The 18,787-nt window shown below is 69.5% G+C and carries 19 protein-coding genes and 1 pseudogene; 7 read left to right on the top strand and 13 right to left on the bottom strand.

Going from position 1 to position 18,787, the window contains the following annotated elements:
- Positions 1-32: 32 nt before the first annotated feature.
- The 3 genes from M9945_RS08410 to M9945_RS08400 all read right to left on the bottom strand — a co-directional run bounded on the left by M9945_RS08410 (position 33) and on the right by M9945_RS08400 (position 3,870).
- Entirely contained in the window at positions 33-2,285 is a 2,253-nt protein-coding gene (locus tag M9945_RS08410) for an acyl-CoA dehydrogenase (protein WP_367944138.1), read from the bottom strand.
- 48 nt (positions 2,286-2,333) lie between these two features.
- Complete coding sequence (locus M9945_RS08405) at positions 2,334-3,425, bottom strand: sensor histidine kinase (protein WP_367944137.1); 1,092 nt, start codon at positions 3,423-3,425, stop codon at positions 2,334-2,336.
- A gap of 247 nt (positions 3,426-3,672) precedes the next feature.
- The gene (locus tag M9945_RS08400) at positions 3,673-3,870 is read right to left on the bottom strand and encodes a hypothetical protein (RefSeq protein WP_367944136.1); all 198 of its coding nucleotides are present in this window, start codon (positions 3,868-3,870) and stop codon (positions 3,673-3,675) included.
- Positions 3,871-4,087: 217 nt separating this feature from the next.
- Here M9945_RS08400 and M9945_RS08395 point away from each other — a divergent pair, with 217 nt between their 5' ends.
- Positions 4,088-4,273 carry a hypothetical protein gene (locus M9945_RS08395; RefSeq protein ID WP_367944135.1) on the top strand — a complete coding sequence of 62 codons (186 nt, stop codon included), beginning with the start codon at positions 4,088-4,090 and terminating at the stop codon, positions 4,271-4,273.
- On the opposite strand, the gene M9945_RS08390 is transcribed toward M9945_RS08395, so the two are convergent.
- Positions 4,255-4,479, bottom strand: a complete 225-nt coding sequence (locus M9945_RS08390) for a hypothetical protein (protein WP_367944832.1) — start codon at positions 4,477-4,479, stop codon at positions 4,255-4,257. The genes M9945_RS08395 and M9945_RS08390 overlap by 19 nt on opposite strands.
- A 122-nt stretch (positions 4,480-4,601) precedes the next feature.
- Here M9945_RS08390 and M9945_RS08385 point away from each other — a divergent pair, with 122 nt between their 5' ends.
- Positions 4,602-6,068 (top strand): phospholipase D-like domain-containing protein, encoded by a 1,467-nt coding sequence (locus tag M9945_RS08385; RefSeq protein WP_367944134.1) that lies wholly within the window; start codon positions 4,602-4,604, stop codon positions 6,066-6,068.
- Here M9945_RS08385 and M9945_RS08380 read toward each other — a convergent pair.
- The gene (locus M9945_RS08380; protein ID WP_367944133.1) at positions 6,008-6,985 is read right to left on the bottom strand and encodes a lysylphosphatidylglycerol synthase domain-containing protein; all 978 of its coding nucleotides are present in this window, start codon (positions 6,983-6,985) and stop codon (positions 6,008-6,010) included. The two genes, M9945_RS08385 and M9945_RS08380, sit on opposite strands and share 61 nt — an antisense overlap.
- A 67-nt stretch (positions 6,986-7,052) precedes the next feature.
- Between M9945_RS08380 and M9945_RS08375 the strand changes: the two genes are divergently transcribed.
- Positions 7,053-7,850, top strand: a complete 798-nt coding sequence (locus M9945_RS08375; protein ID WP_367944132.1) for an endonuclease/exonuclease/phosphatase family protein — start codon at positions 7,053-7,055, stop codon at positions 7,848-7,850.
- On the opposite strand, the gene M9945_RS08370 is transcribed toward M9945_RS08375, so the two are convergent.
- From M9945_RS08370 to M9945_RS08360, 3 genes are all read right to left on the bottom strand, one after another.
- The gene (locus M9945_RS08370; RefSeq protein ID WP_367944131.1) at positions 7,819-8,430 is read right to left on the bottom strand and encodes a UdgX family uracil-DNA binding protein; all 612 of its coding nucleotides are present in this window, start codon (positions 8,428-8,430) and stop codon (positions 7,819-7,821) included. The genes M9945_RS08375 and M9945_RS08370 overlap by 32 nt on opposite strands.
- Before the next feature lie 13 nt (positions 8,431-8,443).
- The gene (locus tag M9945_RS08365; RefSeq protein ID WP_367944130.1) at positions 8,444-10,552 is read right to left on the bottom strand and encodes a catalase; all 2,109 of its coding nucleotides are present in this window, start codon (positions 10,550-10,552) and stop codon (positions 8,444-8,446) included.
- A gap of 78 nt (positions 10,553-10,630) precedes the next feature.
- The gene (locus M9945_RS08360) at positions 10,631-11,131 is read right to left on the bottom strand and encodes a ferritin-like domain-containing protein (RefSeq protein ID WP_367931316.1); all 501 of its coding nucleotides are present in this window, start codon (positions 11,129-11,131) and stop codon (positions 10,631-10,633) included.
- Between M9945_RS08360 and M9945_RS08355 the strand changes: the two are divergent.
- The 3 genes and pseudogenes from M9945_RS08355 (at position 11,096) to M9945_RS08345 (ending at position 13,532) form a co-directional block, all read left to right on the top strand.
- Positions 11,096-12,139, top strand: a pseudogene (locus M9945_RS08355) (TIGR02587 family membrane protein). The gene M9945_RS08360 and the pseudogene M9945_RS08355 sit on opposite strands and share 36 nt — an antisense overlap.
- 10 nt (positions 12,140-12,149) lie before the next feature.
- Positions 12,150-12,542, top strand: coding sequence for a hypothetical protein (locus tag M9945_RS08350; RefSeq protein ID WP_367944129.1), 393 nt, complete (start codon positions 12,150-12,152; stop codon positions 12,540-12,542).
- A gap of 69 nt (positions 12,543-12,611) precedes the next feature.
- Entirely contained in the window at positions 12,612-13,532 is a 921-nt protein-coding gene (locus tag M9945_RS08345) for an NAD-dependent epimerase/dehydratase family protein (protein ID WP_367944128.1), read from the top strand.
- Between the two features lie 39 nt (positions 13,533-13,571).
- Here M9945_RS08345 and ilvC read toward each other — a convergent pair whose 3' ends face one another.
- The 3 genes from ilvC to M9945_RS08330 form a co-directional block, all read right to left on the bottom strand.
- Positions 13,572-14,591 carry a ketol-acid reductoisomerase gene (gene ilvC, locus M9945_RS08340; RefSeq protein ID WP_367944127.1) on the bottom strand — a complete coding sequence of 340 codons (1,020 nt, stop codon included), beginning with the start codon at positions 14,589-14,591 and terminating at the stop codon, positions 13,572-13,574.
- Between the two features lie 46 nt (positions 14,592-14,637).
- Positions 14,638-15,255, bottom strand: a complete 618-nt coding sequence (locus M9945_RS08335) for a TetR/AcrR family transcriptional regulator C-terminal domain-containing protein (protein ID WP_367944800.1) — start codon at positions 15,253-15,255, stop codon at positions 14,638-14,640.
- A gap of 325 nt (positions 15,256-15,580) precedes the next feature.
- Positions 15,581-15,991 (bottom strand): winged helix-turn-helix transcriptional regulator, encoded by a 411-nt coding sequence (locus tag M9945_RS08330; protein WP_367931837.1) that lies wholly within the window; start codon positions 15,989-15,991, stop codon positions 15,581-15,583.
- A 119-nt stretch (positions 15,992-16,110) separates the two neighbouring features.
- Between M9945_RS08330 and M9945_RS08325 the strand changes: the two genes are divergently transcribed.
- On the top strand, positions 16,111-17,001 hold the full coding sequence (locus tag M9945_RS08325) for an SDR family oxidoreductase (protein ID WP_367944126.1): 891 nt from the start codon (positions 16,111-16,113) through the stop codon (positions 16,999-17,001).
- A 42-nt stretch (positions 17,002-17,043) separates the two neighbouring features.
- On the opposite strand, the gene M9945_RS08320 is transcribed toward M9945_RS08325, so the two are convergent.
- Entirely contained in the window at positions 17,044-17,784 is a 741-nt protein-coding gene (locus M9945_RS08320; protein ID WP_367944125.1) for a pyridoxine 5'-phosphate synthase, read from the bottom strand.
- 158 nt (positions 17,785-17,942) lie between these two features.
- Positions 17,943-18,734 (bottom strand): alpha/beta fold hydrolase, encoded by a 792-nt coding sequence (locus M9945_RS08315; protein WP_367944799.1) that lies wholly within the window; start codon positions 18,732-18,734, stop codon positions 17,943-17,945.
- Positions 18,735-18,787 lie beyond the last annotated feature (53 nt).

Below are 18,787 nucleotides of genomic sequence, written 5' to 3'. Positions count from 1 at the left end.
CAAGGCGGCGAAAAGTTCTGTGCGCGGCGCAGTTACTCGGCCGCCTCGCTGCGCGTCCCGACGGCATGCTGCGGCGACACCTCCTCCATCGGGAAGGCGTCGACGGCGACGACGCGGGCGACAGCCTCGCCGACGCGGGCGAGCCGGTCGAATTCCTCGTCCGAGATCAGGCCGCGCTCGCGCGCCTCGCCCGCATCGTCGAGCTTCGCCTCGCGCAGCTTCTTCTCCAGCGGCGCGGCCTCGACGACGAGCCGGAACGCCTCCTCGAGGTCGCACATCGGGTGGTGTTGCCGGCCCTCGCCGAGATAGAGGCCGGGCGTCAGCCGGTCGCGCTGGGCCGAGGGCGACAAGAGGGTCTCGGCGACCTTGTCGGTCAGGCGGTCGGAGGGCGCGCGATGGGCGATGCCGAACGGGAAGGCGACGAGCCGGACGAGCAGCGCCGCCCAGCGCGCCGGCAGGTTGCGCAGCACGCCGTCGAAGGCGGCGCAGATGCGCTCCTCGCCCTCGACCATGAGATAGTCGACGATGGACCTGTCGGCCTTCTGCCGCCCCTCGTCCTCGAAGCGCTTCAGCACCGCGGCGAGCAGATAGAGCTCCGACAGGATGTCGCCGAGCCGCGCCGAGATCGCCTCCTTGCGCTTCAGCGCGCCGCCGAGCGTCAGCAGCGCGATGTCGGAAAGGAGCGCGAAGGCCGAGGCGTAGCGCGACAGCCGCTGCCAGTGATGCGGCAGGTCGGCCGCGTCCGGCGCGGGCGCGATGGCGCAGCCCGACCAGCCGCGCACGAAGGAGCGGCCGGCATTGGCGAGGGCATGGCCGACGTGGCCCCAGAAGGCGCGGTCGAACGCGCCGAGCCCTTCCTTTTCGTCGGGCTCGGACAGCGCCTCCATCTCCTTCAACATGAAGGGGTGCGAGCGAATCGCGCCCTGACCGAAGATCATCAGGTTGCGGGTCAGGATGTTGGCGCCCTCGACGGTGATGCCGATGGGCGCGGAGCGGTACTGGCCGCCCATGTGGTTCCTCGGCCCGTCGATGATCGCCTTGCCGCCGTGGATGTCCATCGCCTTCTCGATCGAGCGGCGCATGCGCTCGGTGGCGTGATACTTCATGATCGCCGAGATCACCGAGGGCTTGTGGCCCTCGTCCAGCGCCGCCACCGTCAGCCGCCGCGCCGCGTCGATCAGGTAGGCGTTGGCGGCGAGGCCGGCGAGATGCTCGCGCACGCCCTCGAACTGCGAGATCGGGATGCCGAACTGGCGGCGCACGCGCGCATAGGCGCCCGTGGCCCGCGCACACATCGCCGCCGAGGCGGCCGATTGCGAGGGCAGCGAGATGCCGCGCCCGGCGGCCAGCGCCGTCATCAGCATCTTCCAGCCCTGGCCGATCCGCTCCCGGCCGCCGAGTATCCAGTCGAGCGGGATGAACACGTCCTTGCCGTAGAGCGGGCCGTTCTGGAAATGGGTGAACTGCGGGATGTGGCGCTCGCCATGGGTCACGCCGGGCGTCGCGGTCGGCAGGAGGGCGACGGTGATGCCGCGCTCCTCGCCCTCGCCGAGAAGGTTCTGCGGATCGTAGAGCTTGAAAGCGAGGCCCATCACGGTCGCCACCGGCCCGAGCGTGATGTAGCGCTTGGCGAAATTCAGCCGCACGCCGAGCACGCGCCGGCCCTCATGGACGCCGTATTCGACGACGCCGCGGTCGGTCATGGCGGCGGCGTCGGAGCCGGCCTCCTCGGAGGTCAGGCCGAAGCAGGGAATCTCGCGCCCGTCGGCGAGCCGCGGCAGCCAGTGGTCCTTCTGTTCCTCGGTGCCGAAATGCATCAGCAGCTCGCCCGGGCCGAGCGAGTTCGGCACCATGACCGTGACGCCGGCGACGACGCTGGCCGAGGAGACGGTGCGCACCACCTCCGAATGCATGGTGTTGGAAAAGCCGAGGCCGCCATAGCGCTCGGGGATGATCATGCCGAAGAACTTGTTCTCGCGCATGAAATCCCAGACATCGCGCGGCAGGTCATGGTCCTCCCAGGCGATCTTCCAGTCGTCGATCATGGCGCAGAGCGCGCGCACCGGGCCGTCCATGAACGCCTGCGCGCGCGCCGACAATTGCGCCGGCGGCATGTCGAGCAGCTTTCCCCAATCGGGATTGCCGGAAAACAGCTCGCCGTCGAACCAGACAGTTCCGGCCTCGATCGCCTCGCGCTCGGTCGAGGAGATCGGCGGCAGGATCGTCGCGGCCCAGCGATAGATCGGCCGCGTCAGGTAGTTTCTGCGAAAGGTGCGAATGCCCATGTCGATTCCCGTGCTCGGACAGGAATGCGGCAGCGGCGGGAATGGTTCCTATCCCCCGCCCTGTTCCGGGAATCGGGGATCGGCGCCGACATGGATCATCTGCGTGGTCAGCGCGTAACGCACGCCGTCGGGATCGTAGGAAAGCCGGGCCTCGCCCACGAAATCCTGCGGCAGGGCCGTGTCGATGATACGCGAGCCGAACCCCCTGCGCGTCGGCCGCGAGACGGGCGGGCCGCCGCTCTCGCTCCAGTCGAGGCGGAACTCGTCCTCGGTTCCCGGCCGGCCGGCCTTCCACGCGATCTTCACGATGCCGCCGCCGCGCGAAAGGGCGCCGTATTTCAGGGCGTTGGTGGCCAGCTCGTTGAGCGCGAGCGACAGCGACAGCGCCTGCTTGGCCGACAGCGAGACCGGGGTTCCCTCGACATGGAAGCTTTCCCCGCGGGTGCGGAACGGCGCGAGCGCATGGTTGACGATCTCGCCGATATCCGCTTCCGCCATGCTGGAGCGGGTGAGCAGCGTCTGCGCGTCGGCCAGCGCGCCGATGCGCCGCCCGAGATCGCCGAGGATCTCCTCCTTCTCGCGCCCCGACTGGAAGGTCTGGTTGATGATCGCTTGGATCACGGTCAGCGCGTTCTTGATGCGGTGCTCGAGCTCGCCGTTGAGCAGGCGCGCCTGCCGCTGCGCCTCGATCTTTCCTGTCGTCTCGATGACGGTGTCCATCAGGCCGTGGACCACGCCGTGCTCGTCGCGGATCGGGCTGTAGCAGAAGGTGAAGTAGGTCTGCTCCGGATAGCCGTAGCGGTCGATGACAAGCGGGAAATCCTCGATGAACGTCGCCTGCCCGGCATAGGCGCGCTCGGCGATGGGCCCGATGGTGTCCCACACCTCGCTCCAGACATCGCGGAACGAGCGGCCGAGCGCCGGCGGCTTGTCGCCGAGGATGGGGCGAAAGGCGTCGTTGTAGATCGACACGAGGTCCGGTCCCCAGACGATGCATTTGGGGAACTTGGAATTGAGCGCCATGCTGACGGCGGTCTTCAGCGCCGGCGGCCAGTTCTGCGGGAAGCCGAGCCCGGTGGCCGACCAGTCGTGGTTGCGGATGGCCACCGCCATCTCGCCGCCGCCATTGAGGAACTTCATCGAATCGAGCATCCTCAGAACCTTCGCTGTCCGACCCCTCACCCGACCCCGATCTGTCGATCGCAACGAATGTCCGGCACTCCGAAGTGCAGCAGGATAACCTCATCGGCCATCGCTGTCATGATCCCGCGAAGGCGTGAGCCGGCTATCTTTCGGGAAACTTATCAATCCGTTGCGCCGACGGCGCCGGATCGCTCCGAGGAAGGGAAGGAAGGGTTCGGGCCAGCGGTCGGGCGGAGCGGCGGGATCAGTCCCCGGCTCGGACGCCGTCGCTCTCGCGCAGCTTGCGCTGGCTGACGAGGACTGCCTGCAACTGGCGCGCAAGCTCGAGAAGCCGCTCGGAGACCGGCTCCTTCTCGATCTCCCGCAGCAGGTCGTTGAATTCGCCGGGGGCGGGTTCGACATCGACGCGGGGGAGATCCCCCTGGCTGCACTGGTTCTGCATCGTTCGCCCCACTCCTTCGGGCTCGCCCTTCACCCTTGGTATCGACGGGTTTTCCCGGCGTTTCAAGCCGGACGGGACCGATGGAGGCCGGCGCACGGACATTTTACCGGCCGATGCGGCAAATGAACCACGGTCGGTCCGTGGCCGGAACAATCCCGCGCAACGACGGTTCGGTCCCGGAAGGCCGTTCGCCTCCCCAATCAGGAAAGGAAACCCCATGTCCTCGAAGCTGCCCCCCGTTCCGCCGGAGAACCGGAGCGCCAAGCGGCCGCCCGACCCGAGGCAATCGAAGGAGGAGGCCCGCGCCAGAGGCCCCGACAAGCCCGCCGACCCCGACAAACAGGGCCAGCAGGGAAATTCCTGGATCAACACCCACCATCAGGGCTACCAGCAAGACAGGTAGGATTGCGGCCCGGCCCTTGGCATTTGCGACGGGCGATAGCCGTCCGCATGCTGGGGCGGGCTGTCGTTCTCGTCGGGATTGGGCAACGGCACCTCGTCGGGAAGCCCTTCCGGATCGGGCTCGCGCACGGGCTTGGGCGGAAACGGCGCCGGCGCGGGCGGCTGCGGGACGGGATCTGGCTCCGGGCGGGGGAATGGCGTGCTCATGGCGGCGTCTCCTTTCGCCCCGAACCATGCGGCACCTGGCTTGTTCCATCCCAGGCGCCAGCGGCAGGAACCAAAGGCCGCGCCGCGAGTTGGCTTGCATCTCAACCATCGTCCGAAGCGCCATGAACCATCACGTCCCCGATCCGTCGAAGCAACCCATCGTGATGCCCGGCCGCAATGCGTGGCGGATCGAGATGGCGGATTCCCTCGCCTTCCTCGTCGACGGGGCGGAGTATTTCCGCGCGCTCGACCGGACGCTGCCGCTTGCGCGCCGCTCGATCCGCATCGTCGGATGGGACTTCAACCCCGACATCCGCTTGCGCCCGCGCAAGGGAAGCGAGACGCTGGGCGCGCTGCTGCGTCGGCTGGTCGACGAGCGGCCGGAGCTCGAAATCCACATCCTCGTCTGGGCGATGGGGCCAATCTATTCGAGCCGTTCGCTGAAGGTGTTCCGGCGGAACGGCTGGTCGAACCATCCACGCATCCATCTGCGCTTCGACGCGCGCCACGCCCTGCGCGGCTCGCACCACCAGAAGATGGTGACGGTGGACGACGCCATCGCCTTCGTCGGCGGCATCGACGTCACCGCCGGGCGCTGGGACACGCGCGAGCATGCGCCCGACTGCCCGCACCGGGTGAGGCCGAACGGCAAGTCCTACGGCCCGGTCCACGATGTCCAGACGATGTTCCGCGGCCCGGCCGCCCGCGCGGTGGCGGACCTCGCTCGGCGGCGCTGGGAAACGGCGACCGACCATCGGCCGGCCCCCGTGGTGACGCCGCCGCCCGAATGGCCCGAGGGCGTGCCGGCGGCGATGGAGGGATGCGCCGCCGCCATCGTGCGCACGACGCCCGACCTTCACGGCCTCAACGAGCAGCGCCACGCGATCCGCCTCACCCACGACGCCATCGCGGCCGCGCGCCGCCACATCTACATCGAGACGCAATATCTGGCGTCCTTCGGCGTCGGCGAGGCGCTGGCGCAGCGCCTGCGCGAGCCCTACGGGCCGGAGGTCGCCATCCTCGTGACCTGCTCGTCGCGCGGCATGCTCGAGCAGTTCGTCATGGCCAACAACCGCGACCGCCTCATCCGCGGGCTGAAGAAGGCGGACAGCTTCGGCCGGCTGCGCGTCATGTACGCCGTCGTGCCGGACGGGGACGGCGGCGAATGCGAGGTGCTCATCCATTCCAAGGTTGTCGTCGTCGACGACGTCTTCGTGCGGGTCGGCTCGTCGAACCTCAACAACCGTTCCGAGGGGCTGGACACCGAATGCGACGTCGCCGTCGAGGCGCGGACGCTGGCCGAACGGCAGGCGATCGCGGCGCTGCGCAGCCGCCTGCTGGCCGAGCATCTCGACGCATGCGAAAGCGACGTCGCCGCCGCGATCCGCCGGGGCTCGCTGGTCGGGGCCATCGACCGCCTCAATACGCGCCCGCGCGGGCTGCGGCCCTTCCCCATCGGCCTGACGGGGCCGACCTCGCCGCTGCCCGGAACCGCCCTTCTCGATCCGTCGCGGCCGTTCCGGCCGATCTATGAGGCGCGCGAGCTCGCCGCCGCGGCCTTCTCCTGGCTGACGCGCCGGGCGTCCTGATCGCCCGACGCGCCGCGCAGGACATATTCGCTCGCCAGCAGCAGCGGCAGGCCGAAGGCCAGCGGCACGAAGAAATAGACGACGCGGAAGGCGATCAGCGCGCCGATGGCCGCGCCGCCGGGCAGCAGATAGAGAACCGTCGCCTCCAGAACGCCCAGCCCGCCCGGCACATGGCTCACCAGCGCCATGACGTTGCCGATGACGTAGATCGCCGCGACCTCGAGATATGAGACATCCGAGAAGGCGGCGAGCAGCCTGTGCAGGCAGGCGGCGACGCAGGCGAAGTTCAGCGTGCCGACCGCGACCTGCGCCGCCGCCAGCGGCAGGGCCGGCAGGTCGAGCGTCCAGCGGCGGAACCGCAGCTTGCCGCGCACGAAGGCGCTCGCCGCGAGGTAGAGGACGGGAACGGCGAGGCAGGCGGCCGCTACGCCCGTCAGCGCCGGGCGGCCCATGCCGACGAGCCGCTCGGCCTCGGCCGGGTAGAGCAGCAGGCCGAACCCGCCCAGCGTCGCCAGCCCGAGCCCCACCGTCGCGCCGGAAAACAGGATCACCTTCGCGACGTCGCCCGCATCCAGCCCCCAGCGCGTGTAGAAGCGGTAGCGGATCGCGCCGCTCGACAGGGCGGCGACGCCGATATTGTGGCCGATCGACAGGCTGACGAAGGAGGCAAGCGCCGCGCGGCGCCAGGCGAGCGGCTTGCCGGCATAGCGCAGCGCCAGCCAGTCGAACCCGGTGAGGCACAGATAAGAGGCGGCCGCGAACGCCGCCGCGCCGGCGAAGGACGCGGCCGGGATCGCCGCAACGGAGTCGGTGATCTCCTCGAGCGTGTAGCGTCCGAGCGCGCGATAGAGAAGCACCGCCGCGCCGCCTATCGCGAGCGCGACGGCAAGCCTGATGAGAAGTCTGGAAAAGGGCATGGGCGGCCTCGCGCGATCCGGGTGTTCAGGTTCGGAACGGAACCGGGCCGCGCGGGTTCCCCCTTCCATGCATAAGGAGCAACCGGGCGGCCATCCGCCGCCGCGCCACATCAGGATCATGACCTACAACGTCCATTCCTGCCGTGGGACCGATGGAAGGATCGACCCGGCGCGCATCGCCGAGGTCGTCGCAAGGGCGCGGCCGGACATCGCCGCGCTGCAGGAGGTCGATGTCGGGCGCGCGCGCAGCGGCGGCTTCGACCAGGCCCGGCTGATCGCCGCGCATCTCAACATGGAGGCGCATTTCCACCCCGCCCTTCACCTTGCGGACGAGCAGTATGGCGACGCGATCCTCACCGCGCTGCCCTCGCGGCTGGTCCGGGCCGCGCCATTGCCCTCGCTCGGCGAGCCGCGCGGTGCGATCTGGGTGTCGGTCGACATCGGCGGCACGCGGCTTCAGGTCATCAACACCCATCTCGGCCTGCGCCGGCGCGAGCGCATGGCGCAGGTCGCCGCGCTGCTGGGGCCCGGATGGCTGGGCAGCGCCGAATGCCGCGACAACCCCACCGTGCTCGTCGGCGACTTCAACGCCGTCCCGACTTCCGCGCCCTATCGCAACCTCGCCCGCCACGGGCGCGACGTGCAGCTTCATGCCGGCGCGCGGCCGAAAGCCACCTTTCCCTCGCGCTTTCCGCTGCTGCGGCTCGATCATATCTTCATCGGTGAGGGGATCGAGGCGGTGGCGGCGGAGGTCCCGTCCGACCTCATGGCCCGCACCGCCTCCGACCACCTGCCGCTCTCCGCGACCATCGTCGTGCCCGTGCCGGCTAACGTCAGCCCTTCGCCAGCCCCCAGCCGCGCCTGAGATCGGCGATAAAGCCCGCCCGCTCGCTTTCCCGCGCATCGGCGTCGCGGATGCGCAGCAGGTATGACAGATGGACCGTCGCCACCATTTGCGTCCCGTCCTCCAGCCGGATCGCCTCGCCGCGCAGCGACGAGATCGAGGCGGGCTTGCCCAGCAGGCTGCGGACCGCGGTCGCGCCCATCGCAACCAGCACGGCGGGCGCCACCAGCTTGCGCTCCTGCCCGAGCCACCAGTTGCAGCGGTCGATGTCGCCCGCGTTCGGCCGGCTGTGCAGCCGCCGCTTGCCGCGCCGCTCGAACTTGAAGTGCTTGACCGCGTTGGTGACGAACACCCGATCGCTCGGGATCTCAGCCTCGGCCAGCGCGGCGTCGAACAGGCGGCCGGCGGGACCGACGAATGGCCGGCCGGCGAGGTCCTCCCTGTCGCCCGGCTGCTCGCCCACCACCATCATGCGCGCCTGACGATGGCCCTCGCCGGGCACGACCTGCGTGGCGTCGCGATAGAGCGGGCAGCGCGTGCAGGCGGCCTCGGCCTGCGCGAGCGCGGCGAGCGAGGCCGCTTCCACCTCGGCGTCCGACATCGGCGCCGCTCCGCTAGGGCTGCGCCCGGTCCTCGCGCGCCCACAGCCGCAGCTTGCGGCAGGCGACGAGGAAGTCGGCGGCCGCCTCGCCTCCGTCGAGCGCGATCAGCCCCTCGTCCTCCTCGTCGAGCGCGATGCCCGCCTTCTCGAGCAGCGGCACGGCCGGCGCGGCATAGCCGATGAACTTGCAATGCGCGAAGGCATCAGTGACGAAGTCGCGGGCGGGCGGCTCCTTCGCCAGCATCCGCGCGCCCTCCTGCGAGACCAGCAGCGCGACGGCGTCGAACAGCACGGAGGGGCCGCCGTCGATCCTGTGTTTCGCCTCGACCGGGCGTCCATCCGACGCCTCGACGCCGCCGACCGTCTGGGCGATGATCTCCACGGTCGCGCCCTCCTCCTCGAAGGTCGCGCGCAACGCCGCCAGCAGGCCGGCGTCGGCGCCGTCGCTGACCAGCACGCCGAGCTTGCGGCCCGCGAAGCTCTCCGGGCCGTTCTCGATGATCGACAGCGCCGGCGACGGGGCGAGGTCGTCGCGCGGCGCGACGGCCGCGTCGGCGGGCTCCGGGATGTCGCGAAGGCCGAGCCCCTCGGCCACGGTCCTCGCCAGCACGTCGTCGATGTTGATCAGATGCGCCACCATGCGCTCGCGGATCGCCGGCGTCTCGACCTTGGACAGCTCGAAGGTCAGCGCCATGGCGATGTGGCGCTGCTCCGGCACGGTCTGGCTGCGGTAGAACTGCCGCGCCTGGCTGTAGTGATCGGCGAAGCTCTCGGCGCGCAGCCGCACCTTGGGGCCCTCGACCGCGTCGGGGAAGGAGCGGAAGCCGCGCTCCGGGCTCTCGCGCGGGCCTTCGCCCCACGAGTTCGGCTGGTAGTTCGCCCGGCCCACGGGATTGCGCATCGCCATGTGGCCGTCCTGCTGGAAATGGTGGAACGGGCATTTCGGCGCGTTGATCGGGATATGGGTGAAGTTCGGGCTGCCGAGCCGCTTCAGCTGCGTGTCGAGATAGGAGAAGTTGCGGCCCTGAAGCAGCGGGTCGTTGGAGAAGTCGATGCCGGGCGGCACGTTCTGCGTCATGAACGCGACCTGCTCGGTCTCGGCGAAGAAATTGTCCGGCATGCGGTCGAGCACCAATCGGCCGACCGGCACCGGCTCGACGATCTCCTCGGGGATCAGCTTGGTCGGATCGAGGATGTCGAAGTCGAACGAGTCGGCGAAATCCTGATCGAAGAGCTGCACGCACAGCTCCCATTCGGGGAAATTGCCGGCCTTGACCGCATCCCACAGGTCGCGGCGGTGGAAGTCGGGATCGGCGCCGTTGATCTTGACCGCCTCGTTCCAGACCACCGATTGCAGGCCGAGCTTCGGCTTCCAGATGAACTTGACGAAGTTGGACTCGTCCTTGTCGTTGAGGAAGCGGAAGGTATGGACGCCAAAGCCTTCCATGAAGCGGAACGAGCGCGGGATCGCCCGGTCGGACATCACCCACATCACCATGTGCATGGATTCCGGCGTCAGCGAGATGAAGTCCCAGAAATTGTCGTGCGCGGATGCGGCTTGCGGAAAGCCGCGGTCGGGCTCGGGCTTTACCGAATGGATCACGTCCGGAAACCTGATCGCGTCCTGGATGAAGAAGACCGGGATGTTGTTGCCGACGATGTCCCAGTTGCCTTCCTTCGTATAGAGCTTGACCGCGAAGCCGCGCACGTCGCGGGCGAGGTCGAACGAGCCCTTGGAGCCGGCGACCGTGGAGAAGCGCACGAAGGCCGGCGTCTTCTCGCCGGCGCGCTGGAAGATGTCGGCACGGGTGTATTTCGCGAGCGATTCATAGGTTTCGAAATAGCCGTGCGCGCCGTAGCCGCGCGCATGGACCACGCGCTCGGGGATGCGCTCGTGGTCGAAATGGAAGATCTTCTCGCGGAAATGGAAATCCTCGATCAGGCTCGGGCCGCGCGCGCCGTAACGCAGGGTGTTCTGGTCGTCGGCGACTGGGCCGCCCTGAGCGGTGGTGAGGACGGGCGTTTCGCCCTCGGCGAACTGGTGCAGCTCGCCGCCATGGCCGCGCGCGAGCGTCTGGTCGTGGATGGCGGCGGTTTCGGGTTTGCGGGAGCGTGCGGGCATCTGGCTGGTCCTCCTGACTGGCTTGCCGGCGATAAAAAGCGGCCCGGGAGCGGGTTTTCGCTCCCGGGCCGACGCGGATCAGGCCGCCTTGCGCGCCCGCTGGTTGGCCGAAGTCTCGGCGAGCTTCGTCAGGTCCTCGTCGGTCCTGGCCTCCTCCTTCAGCGTCGCCTCGAGCAGCCGGGCCGCATCGGCGAGGCCGAGCTCGCTCGCCCAGCGCCTGAGCGTGCCGTAGCGGGTGATCTCGTAATGCTCGACCGCCTGCGCGGCCGAGATCAGCCCCGCGTCGAGCGCAGGCGTGTCCTTGAACTCGTCCATGATCTCCTCGCCCTCGGCGACGATGCCCTCGATGGCGTCGCAGGTCTTGCCGCGCGGCGCCTTGCCGATGATCTCGAACACCTGCTGGAGGCGCTCGACATGGCCCTCCGTCTGCTCGCGATGCTTTTCGAAGGCGGCCTTCAGCTCCTGCGACTGCGCGGCGCGCTGCATCTTCGGCAGCGCCTTGAGGATTTTCCTCTCGGCATAGTAGATGTCCCTCAGCGTGTCGTGGAACAGGTCTTCCAGCGTCTTTTCCTTGGCCATGACGGATATTCCCTTTCTCGGTGCAATGACCGATCACGTCGCGGTGATCGTGGCCTTCGAACGGCAAGCGGCGGCGAATGTTCCCGCCGGAAAAGACGACCGTCGCGGGAACGCCGGGGGCGGTTATCGGTTGTTCGGCCAACGGAGGACATCGCGTTGTCAGGCAAGACGGATTCATCCCGGCCGGCGTCCCGGTATGGCGCTTCGCGGGTGGTGCGCGACCTCGGGCGGGCGGCCGGCGGGGCGCTGGTGTTCTCGCTGCCGATGCTGATGACGATGGAGCTGTGGTGGCTCGGCTTCTACCTCGACCGGCCCCGCCTGATCGTCCTTGTCCTCAGCGCGCTGCCGCTGCTGTTCTTCCTGTCGCGCCACATCGGCTTCGAGCGCACGCGCGGCTGGCGCGACGACCTGCTCGACAGCCTGATCGCGCTCGGCATCGCCGTCGCGGTCTGCGCCGGCCTGCTGCTGCTCTTCGGCGCGATCACCGTCGGGACGCCGCTCGGCGAATGGATCGGCAAGCTGACGATCCAGGTCGTCCCGGCCGCCATCGGCGCGCTGCTGGCCAAGAGCCAGTTCGGGGCCGCTTCGTCGGACGACGATTTCGATGACGAGGAGGAGCCCTATGGCGGCGAGCTGTTCCTGATGGCGGTGGGGGCGCTGTTCCTCGGCTTCAACGTCGCGCCGACCGAGGAGATGATGCTGATCTCCTACCAGATGACGCACTGGCACGCGCTGGCGCTGGCGGCGCTCTCGCTGGCGCTGATGCACGGCTTCGTCTTCGCGCTGGAATTCGCCGGCGGCTCCGAGGTCTCGCCGGAGGAGCCGTGGTGGAGCGGCTTCGTGCGCCTCACCCTCCCGGGCTAAGTCATCGCGCTCTCGATCAGCCTTTATCTGCTGTGGATCTTCGCCCGCACCGACGGCATGCCCGTCGACGGCGTCGTCATGGCCGCGGTCGTCCTTGCCTTTCCCTGCGCCATCGGCGCGGCCGCCGCGCGGCTGATCCTTTGAGGAGGACCCGATGCCGGGCACGACGAAGCGCAAATCCGCGAACGACAGGCCGCTGGTCGAATGGATCGTCGGCGGCATCGCCTGCGTGGCCATCGCCGGCCTCGTCGGCTTCCTCGTCTTCCAGGCGCTGACCGGCGATTCCCGCCCGCCCCGCCTGTCGGTGACCGTCGAGGCGGTCGAGCGCGGCGAGAGCGGCGCGGTGGTCAGGGTCGCGGTCCGCAACCATGGCGACCGGGCGGCGGCGGGCGTCACCGTCCACGCCGTGGACGGCGGCGCGGAGCGGTCGATCGAGTTCGACTACGTCGCCGGCCACGCCGTGCGGCACGGCGCGTTCGTGTTTCCCGACGCGGACATCGCGCCCGACCGCCTCGCCGTCGCGATAGGCGGGTTCGTCGAGCCGTGATCCCCTCCTCTTGCCTGCCGCCGCCATTCGCGCAAGGAAGGGGCGAGGCATGAATGGAGCGACAGGCGCGTGAGCGGAAGGATCGTCGTCACCGGCGCAAGCGGGTTCATCGGCCGGCAGCTGGTGCCGCTGCTGGCCGGGCAAGGCTACGCCGTGGTCGAGGCTGGGCGGCGGCCGGGGCCGCACGGCGCGCCCTTCGTCGCCATCGGCGACATCCATGGCGGCACGGAATGGCGCGCGGCGCTGGAGGGAGCGGACGCGGTCATTCACCTCGCCGGGCTCGCCCACAGGCCGGACGCGCCAGAGGCGGATTTCGTCGCCGTGAACGATCACGGCACGCGCCGTCTCGTGGAGCAGGCGGCCGAGGCGGACATGCGCGCGATCGTCCATGTCGGCAGCATCGCCGCCCGGCTCGCCGGCCCGGAGATCGACCACGGTTACGGCCGCTCGAAGCGTGCCGGCGAGGCGCATGTGCTGCGCTTCGCCGAAGGCGGCCGGACGGGCATCGTGCTGCGGCCGCCGCTGGTCTACGGCTTCGACGCGCCGGGCAACTGGCAGAGATTGCAGAAGCTCGCCGCCTCGGGCGTGCCGCTGCCCTTCGGGGCGGTCGGCAACCGGCGCTCGCTGCTCGCGGTGGAGAATCTGTGCTCGGCCGTGGCGGCGGCGCTGGCGACCGGCCTGCGCGGAGCGGCGACCGGCAGCTACGAGATCGCCGACGAAGGCACGATCTCGCTCGCCGCCATGCTGCGTTCCTTGCGTCGCGGCATGGGTATTCCGGCGCGGCTCGTTCCCGTGCCGGCTGCCCTCTTGCGCCTCGGCGCGCGGGCGACGGGCCGGGCGCATCTCGCCGGCATGCTCTTCGACGACCTGACGGTCGATCCCCTGCCCTTCATGCGCGCCTTCGGCTGGCAGCCCGAGGTCACGACGCGGGAGGGCATGGAAGAATCGGGCCGGCGCTTCATCGCGATGCGCCGGCCCGGAAGGCGGTGAGGACCGCTTCTGGTTGCGGGCCTCCTAGTTGCGGGCCAACTAGTTGCGGGCCTTGTCGACCAGCTTGTTCTTGGCGATCCACGGCATCATGCCGCGCAGCTTCTCGCCGACTTCCTCGATCTGGTGCGAGTCGTTGCGGCGGCGGATGCCCTTGAAGCGGGCCATGCCGGAGCGGTACTCCTGCATCCACTCCGAGGTGAAGCGGCCGGTCTGGATGTCGTCGAGGACGCGCTTCATCTCGGCCTTGGTCTCGGCGGTGATGATGCGCGGGCCGGAGACGTACTCGCCCCACTCGGCGGTGTTGGAGATCGAGTAGTTCATGTTGGCGATGCCGCCCTCATAGATGAGGTCGACGATCAGCTTCACTTCGTGCAGGCACTCGAAATAGGCCATCTCGGGAGCGTAGCCGGCCTCGACCAGCGTCTCGAAGCCGGCGCGGATCAGCTCGACCAGGCCGCCGCACAGCACGACCTGCTCGCCGAAAAGGTCGGTCTCGCACTCTTCCTTGAAGGTGGTCTCGATGATGCCCGAACGGCCGCCGCCGACGCCGCAGGCGTAGGAGAGGCCGAGGTCGAGCGCGTTGCCGGAGGCGTCCTGATGGACGGCGACGAGGCACGGCACGCCGCCGCCCTTCTGGTATTCGCCGCGCACGGTGTGGCCCGGGCCCTTCGGCGCGACCATGAGGACGTCGATGGTGGCCTTGGGCTCGATCAGGCCGAAATGGACGTTGAGGCCGTGGGCGAAGGCGATGGCCGCGCCGTCGCGGATGTTCGGCGCGATCTCGTCGCGCCAGATGTCGGCCTGAAGCTCGTCGGGGGTCGCCATCATCATCAGGTCGGCCCACTTGGCGGCCTCGGCCACGGTCATGACCTTGAGGCCGTCGGCCTCGACCTTCTTGGCGGTCGCCGAGCCGGCCTTCAGGCCGACGGCCACGTCCTTGGCGCCCGAATCCTTGAGGTTGAGCGCATGGGCGCGGCCTTGGCTGCCGTAGCCGATGATGGCGACCTTCTTGCCCTTGATGAGATTGAGATCGGCGTCGCGATCGTAATAGACACGCATTGGTTTCTCCTTCCTTCGGCCCTGCTGGCCCTTGCTTGCTGTGAACTCAGCCGGCTTGCGCCGGCGTCCCATTCGCCCCGTAAAGGGCGAAGAACTGCCGCGTCGCGTCTGCCGCGTCGCGGGCGATCCCTTCCTTGCTCATCTCGATCCCGTCGCCGAGCAGAAGCCTGATCTGCACGTCGCGCCCGACCAGCCCGAAGAAGGTGCGGAACGCGGATTCGGTGTCGTCGAACTCCAGCAGCCCGACCTCCCGGCCGGCCTCGAGCAGCGGCTTCAGCCGCTCGCCGATGGCGAAGCGGCCGTTTTCCAGCACGATGGCGCCGAGATTGCTGCGGCCGGAGCCGGCATGCGCCACCGCCACGCGGTTGAGAGCGATGGAGGTGCGCGAGGAGATGACGGAAAGCCAGTTGGCGGCGAAACGCTCCAGGCTTTCCTGCAACATGGCCGCATCGAGGCGCTGGCGGTCGAAATTGCCGGCGCGCACGCGCGAGGCCTGCCAGCGCACGGTGGCGGCGAGCAGGCCGTCACGGTCGCCGAACCATTTGTACAGCGTTTCCTTGGAGCAGCGGGCGCGGCGGGCGACGGCCGTCATGGTCAGCGTCTCGCGCCCCTCGACGAGAAGCGCGAGCACGGCGTCGAGCACCTCGCGCTGGCGCGGGCTGATCGCCTCGGAGCCGAACTCCTCGTCGCCGGCGAGACGCGTATCGGCGGATTGGGCAGCGGCCGCGCGCGGCGCGCCCTTGTCCCCGTCCTGGCCCCTTGCGGCCACCTGCCCTGTCTTCACCGTCAACGCCGCTTTCCGCAATGCCGTACCGTACGTTACGGTTCGGCTTACAGCGCCATGGTTTTGCGCGCAAGAGGCATGATGGAAAAGAAAACGCCGCCAAGGCGGGCGGTCGCGGAAATTCCGGCCTTGCAACGGGCGGGCGAGACCCATGGGACACCGGGCCGGCCGGCGGGCGAAAGCCCGAATGCCGGCCGCGCGCCGGTCACTCCCCCGCGCCGTCGAAGCGCCGTCGCGCGGCGACGACCCGGCCGTGGTGGTTCTCCGCCCAGCTCAGCAGATGGACCATCGAGCCGTAGAGCGAGCGGCCGAGGTCGGTCAGGCTGTATTCGACGCTCGGCGGCTTAGTCGGGAACACCTCGCGGTGGACGTAGCCGTCGCGCTCGAGGTCGCGCAGCGTCTGGGTCAGCATGCGCTGCGAGATGTCGGGCACCAGACGGCGCAGCGCGCCGAAGCGATAGGGCTGCTCGGCCAGCGCCATCAACAGCAGCGAGCTCCACTTGCCGCTGACATTGGCGATGACGTCGCGCACCGGGCAATCGCCGATGCCGCCGCCCGGCGCGCCGGCCTTGTAGATCTGGAGCTTCGTTCTCAGCGAGGCGGGCTTTGCGTCCATGGCGGTTCCCTGCGCGTAACCATCTCCCGCGAAACTGCCTTCTTTACCGCGGGCTGCAAGTCTCTAGATAGGAGCAAGTCTCAAAAAGAGAGCGTATCGTCAACAGGAGAATCGCCGACATGAGCGACAGGATCATCGTCACCGGCGCGGCCGGCCATCTCGGGCAGCGGATCGTCCGTCACCTCGTCGAGACCTTCGCGGTCGCGCCGTCCCGCATCGTCGCGGCGAGCCGCAGCCCGGAAAAGCTCGCAGCGCTGGCCGCGAAGGGCATCGAGACGCGCAGGGCCGATTTCGACGACCCCGCATCGCTGAACGACGCCTTCGCCGGCGGCGGGCGCATCCTTATCGTCTCGACCGACGCGGTCGGCGAGCCCGGCAAGCGCCTCGCCCAGCACAAGGCGGCGATCGCGGCGGCGGCCGCGGCCGGGGCGAGCCAGATCCTCTACACCTCGATGCCGGAGCCCGAGCCGGGCTCGCCGATCCTGTTCGCGCCCGACCATTTCGGCTCGGAGGAGGCGGTGAAGGCGACGGGCATCCCCCACGTTATCTTCCGCAATTCGTGGTATTTCGAGAACCTGCTCGGCAGCCTGCCGCAGGCGGTTTCGAGCGGCCGCTGGTACACCTCGGCCGGCGACGGGCGCACCGCCTATGTTGCGCGCGACGACATCGCCGAGGCCATCGCCGCCGTGCTCGCCGCGCCCGTCGGCGAGAGCGCGACCTACACGCTGACCGGCGACGAGGCCCCGACCAATGGCGAGATCGCGGCGCTGGTCTCGAAGATCGCGGGCAAGGAGATCACTGTCGTTCAGGTCTCGGACGCCGAGCTGGCGGCGGGACTGGAAAAAGCGGGCCTGCCGGCCCCCGTCGCCGCGCTCCTAGCCTCGTTCGACGCCAACACCCGCTCGGGCCGCATTGCCGCGACCACGGACGACCTGCGCACCCTCACCGGCCGCGCCCCGGCCCGGCTGGAGGATTTCCTGCGCGCCAGCAAGGCGGCCTACGCCGGCTGACGCCGAGGGAGCGGGCGGCTGTGCCGCCCTTCTCCTGCCCGCCTACCAGCCGCAGGATTTCAGGAACCGCGCGACCGTCCCGGCCATGCCGAATTCGAGCGCGTCGGCGGTCAGGCCGTGGCCGATGGAGACCTCGGCGAGGAAGGGAACGGCTTTGACCAGCGCCGGCAGGTTGGCGACGGTGAGGTCGTGGCCGGCATTGACGCCGAGGCCGAGCGCCCGCGCGGCCTCGGCGGCGGCGGCGAGCAGGCGAAGCTCCTGCGCCGCCCGCGCCGGGTCGTCGTGGCAGCCGCCATAGGGGCCGGTGTAGAGCTCGATCCTGTCCGCGCCGGTTGCCTTCGCGGCCGCGAGGCCGGCGGCGTCGGGGTTGGCGAACAGCGAGACCCTGAAGCCGCCCTTCTTCAGCCGCCGGACGGCCGGGGCGAGGACAGCGGACTGCGCTTCGAAATCCCAGCCATGGTCCGAAGTCGGCTGCGCCGGATCGTCCGGCACCAGCGTCACCTGGTCGGGCTGGCTGGCTTCCACCAGGTCGAGGAACGCCGCGTCGGGAAAGCCCTCGATGTTGAACTCGGCCTCGGGGAACTCGTCGTCGATCAGCGCCCGCAGCAGCGACAGGTCGGCGCGGCGGGTGTGGCGCTCGTCGGGGCGCGGATGCACGGTCAGCCCGTGCGCGCCGGCGGCCAGGGCGAGGCGCCCGAGATGCGTCACGCTCGGCCACGGCAGGTCCCGCCGGTTGCGCAGCAACGCGACGGCGTTGAGGTTGACGGAAAGCTTGGCGGGCATGGTGAAACCAGCGAATAGCGAATAGGGAGTAGCGAATAGGGAGTAGTGAGTAGTGGGTGTGGAGCATGGCGGCAACCGCCAATCGACCGCTACCGGCTGGGCCATGGGGCTATGGTCCATAGCCTACTCCCTACTCCCTACTCCCTACTCACTACTCCCTATTCCCTCCCCGCCAGCAGCCAGCGGATCAGCGGCGGCCACAGGGTCGTCGCGAAGCGCGAGCGGAAGAAGCCGAGATGGCCGATCGCCCCGCCGCCGTCCTGCGGCGAGATCCACCGCTCCTCGACCTCGGCATTCGGGTGGCGGGCCATGAAGTCGGCGATGCCGCGCGGTGTCGCCCAAAGGTCGTCGGTGAGGCCGATGGCGAGGATCGGCAGGCGCACCGCCTCGAAACGCGCGGTTTCCGGCAGGTCCGGATCGTCGAAGAAATAGTTGCGCATCCGGCACCAGCGCGCCCAGTCGCGGAAGCACGAGCCGGGGATCGGCTCGCCGATGCCGAGCCAGCGCGGCGTGTCGCGGAACAGCAGCGAGGCGGGAACGCCGACGAGGTTCATCCGCGCCCATGCGTGGCGGTCGTCGAGGAAGCCGAACCAGGCGGTCATGCTTGCGACCATGGCATAGCGGGCGAAGCGGTCGGCGGCGCCGGACAGGCCGAGCGCGTGGCCGCCATAGGACTGGCCGACGCCGACCACGGGATGGCCCGGCGTGACCGCCTCCAGCGCCGCGAGCGCGGCGGCAAAATCGTGCAGCGCCCAGTCCTTGTAGTTGATCCGCCCGCGCCAGCCGGCCGGGCGCGGCGAGCGGCCGGTGGCGCGATAGTCGTAGGTCAGGACGGCGCGCGCGCCCGCCTTCACCAGCGCCCGCGCGAAGCCGGCATAAAGCCCCTGCGGCGTCGCCGTCGCCGAGGAAACCAGCACCAGCGGCCCCTCGCCCGCGCCCTCGAACAGCATCCCGCCGAGCGGAAAGCCGTCCGCCGCGGAAAAGGACAATGCCGTCTCGCGCC

Source organism: Aquamicrobium sp. (assembly GCF_023954335.1).
Lineage (GTDB): Bacteria > Pseudomonadota > Alphaproteobacteria > Rhizobiales > Rhizobiaceae > Aerobium.
The sequence above is the reverse complement of the archived record's forward strand: the minus strand, read 5'-3'. Positions and strand labels throughout refer to the sequence as shown.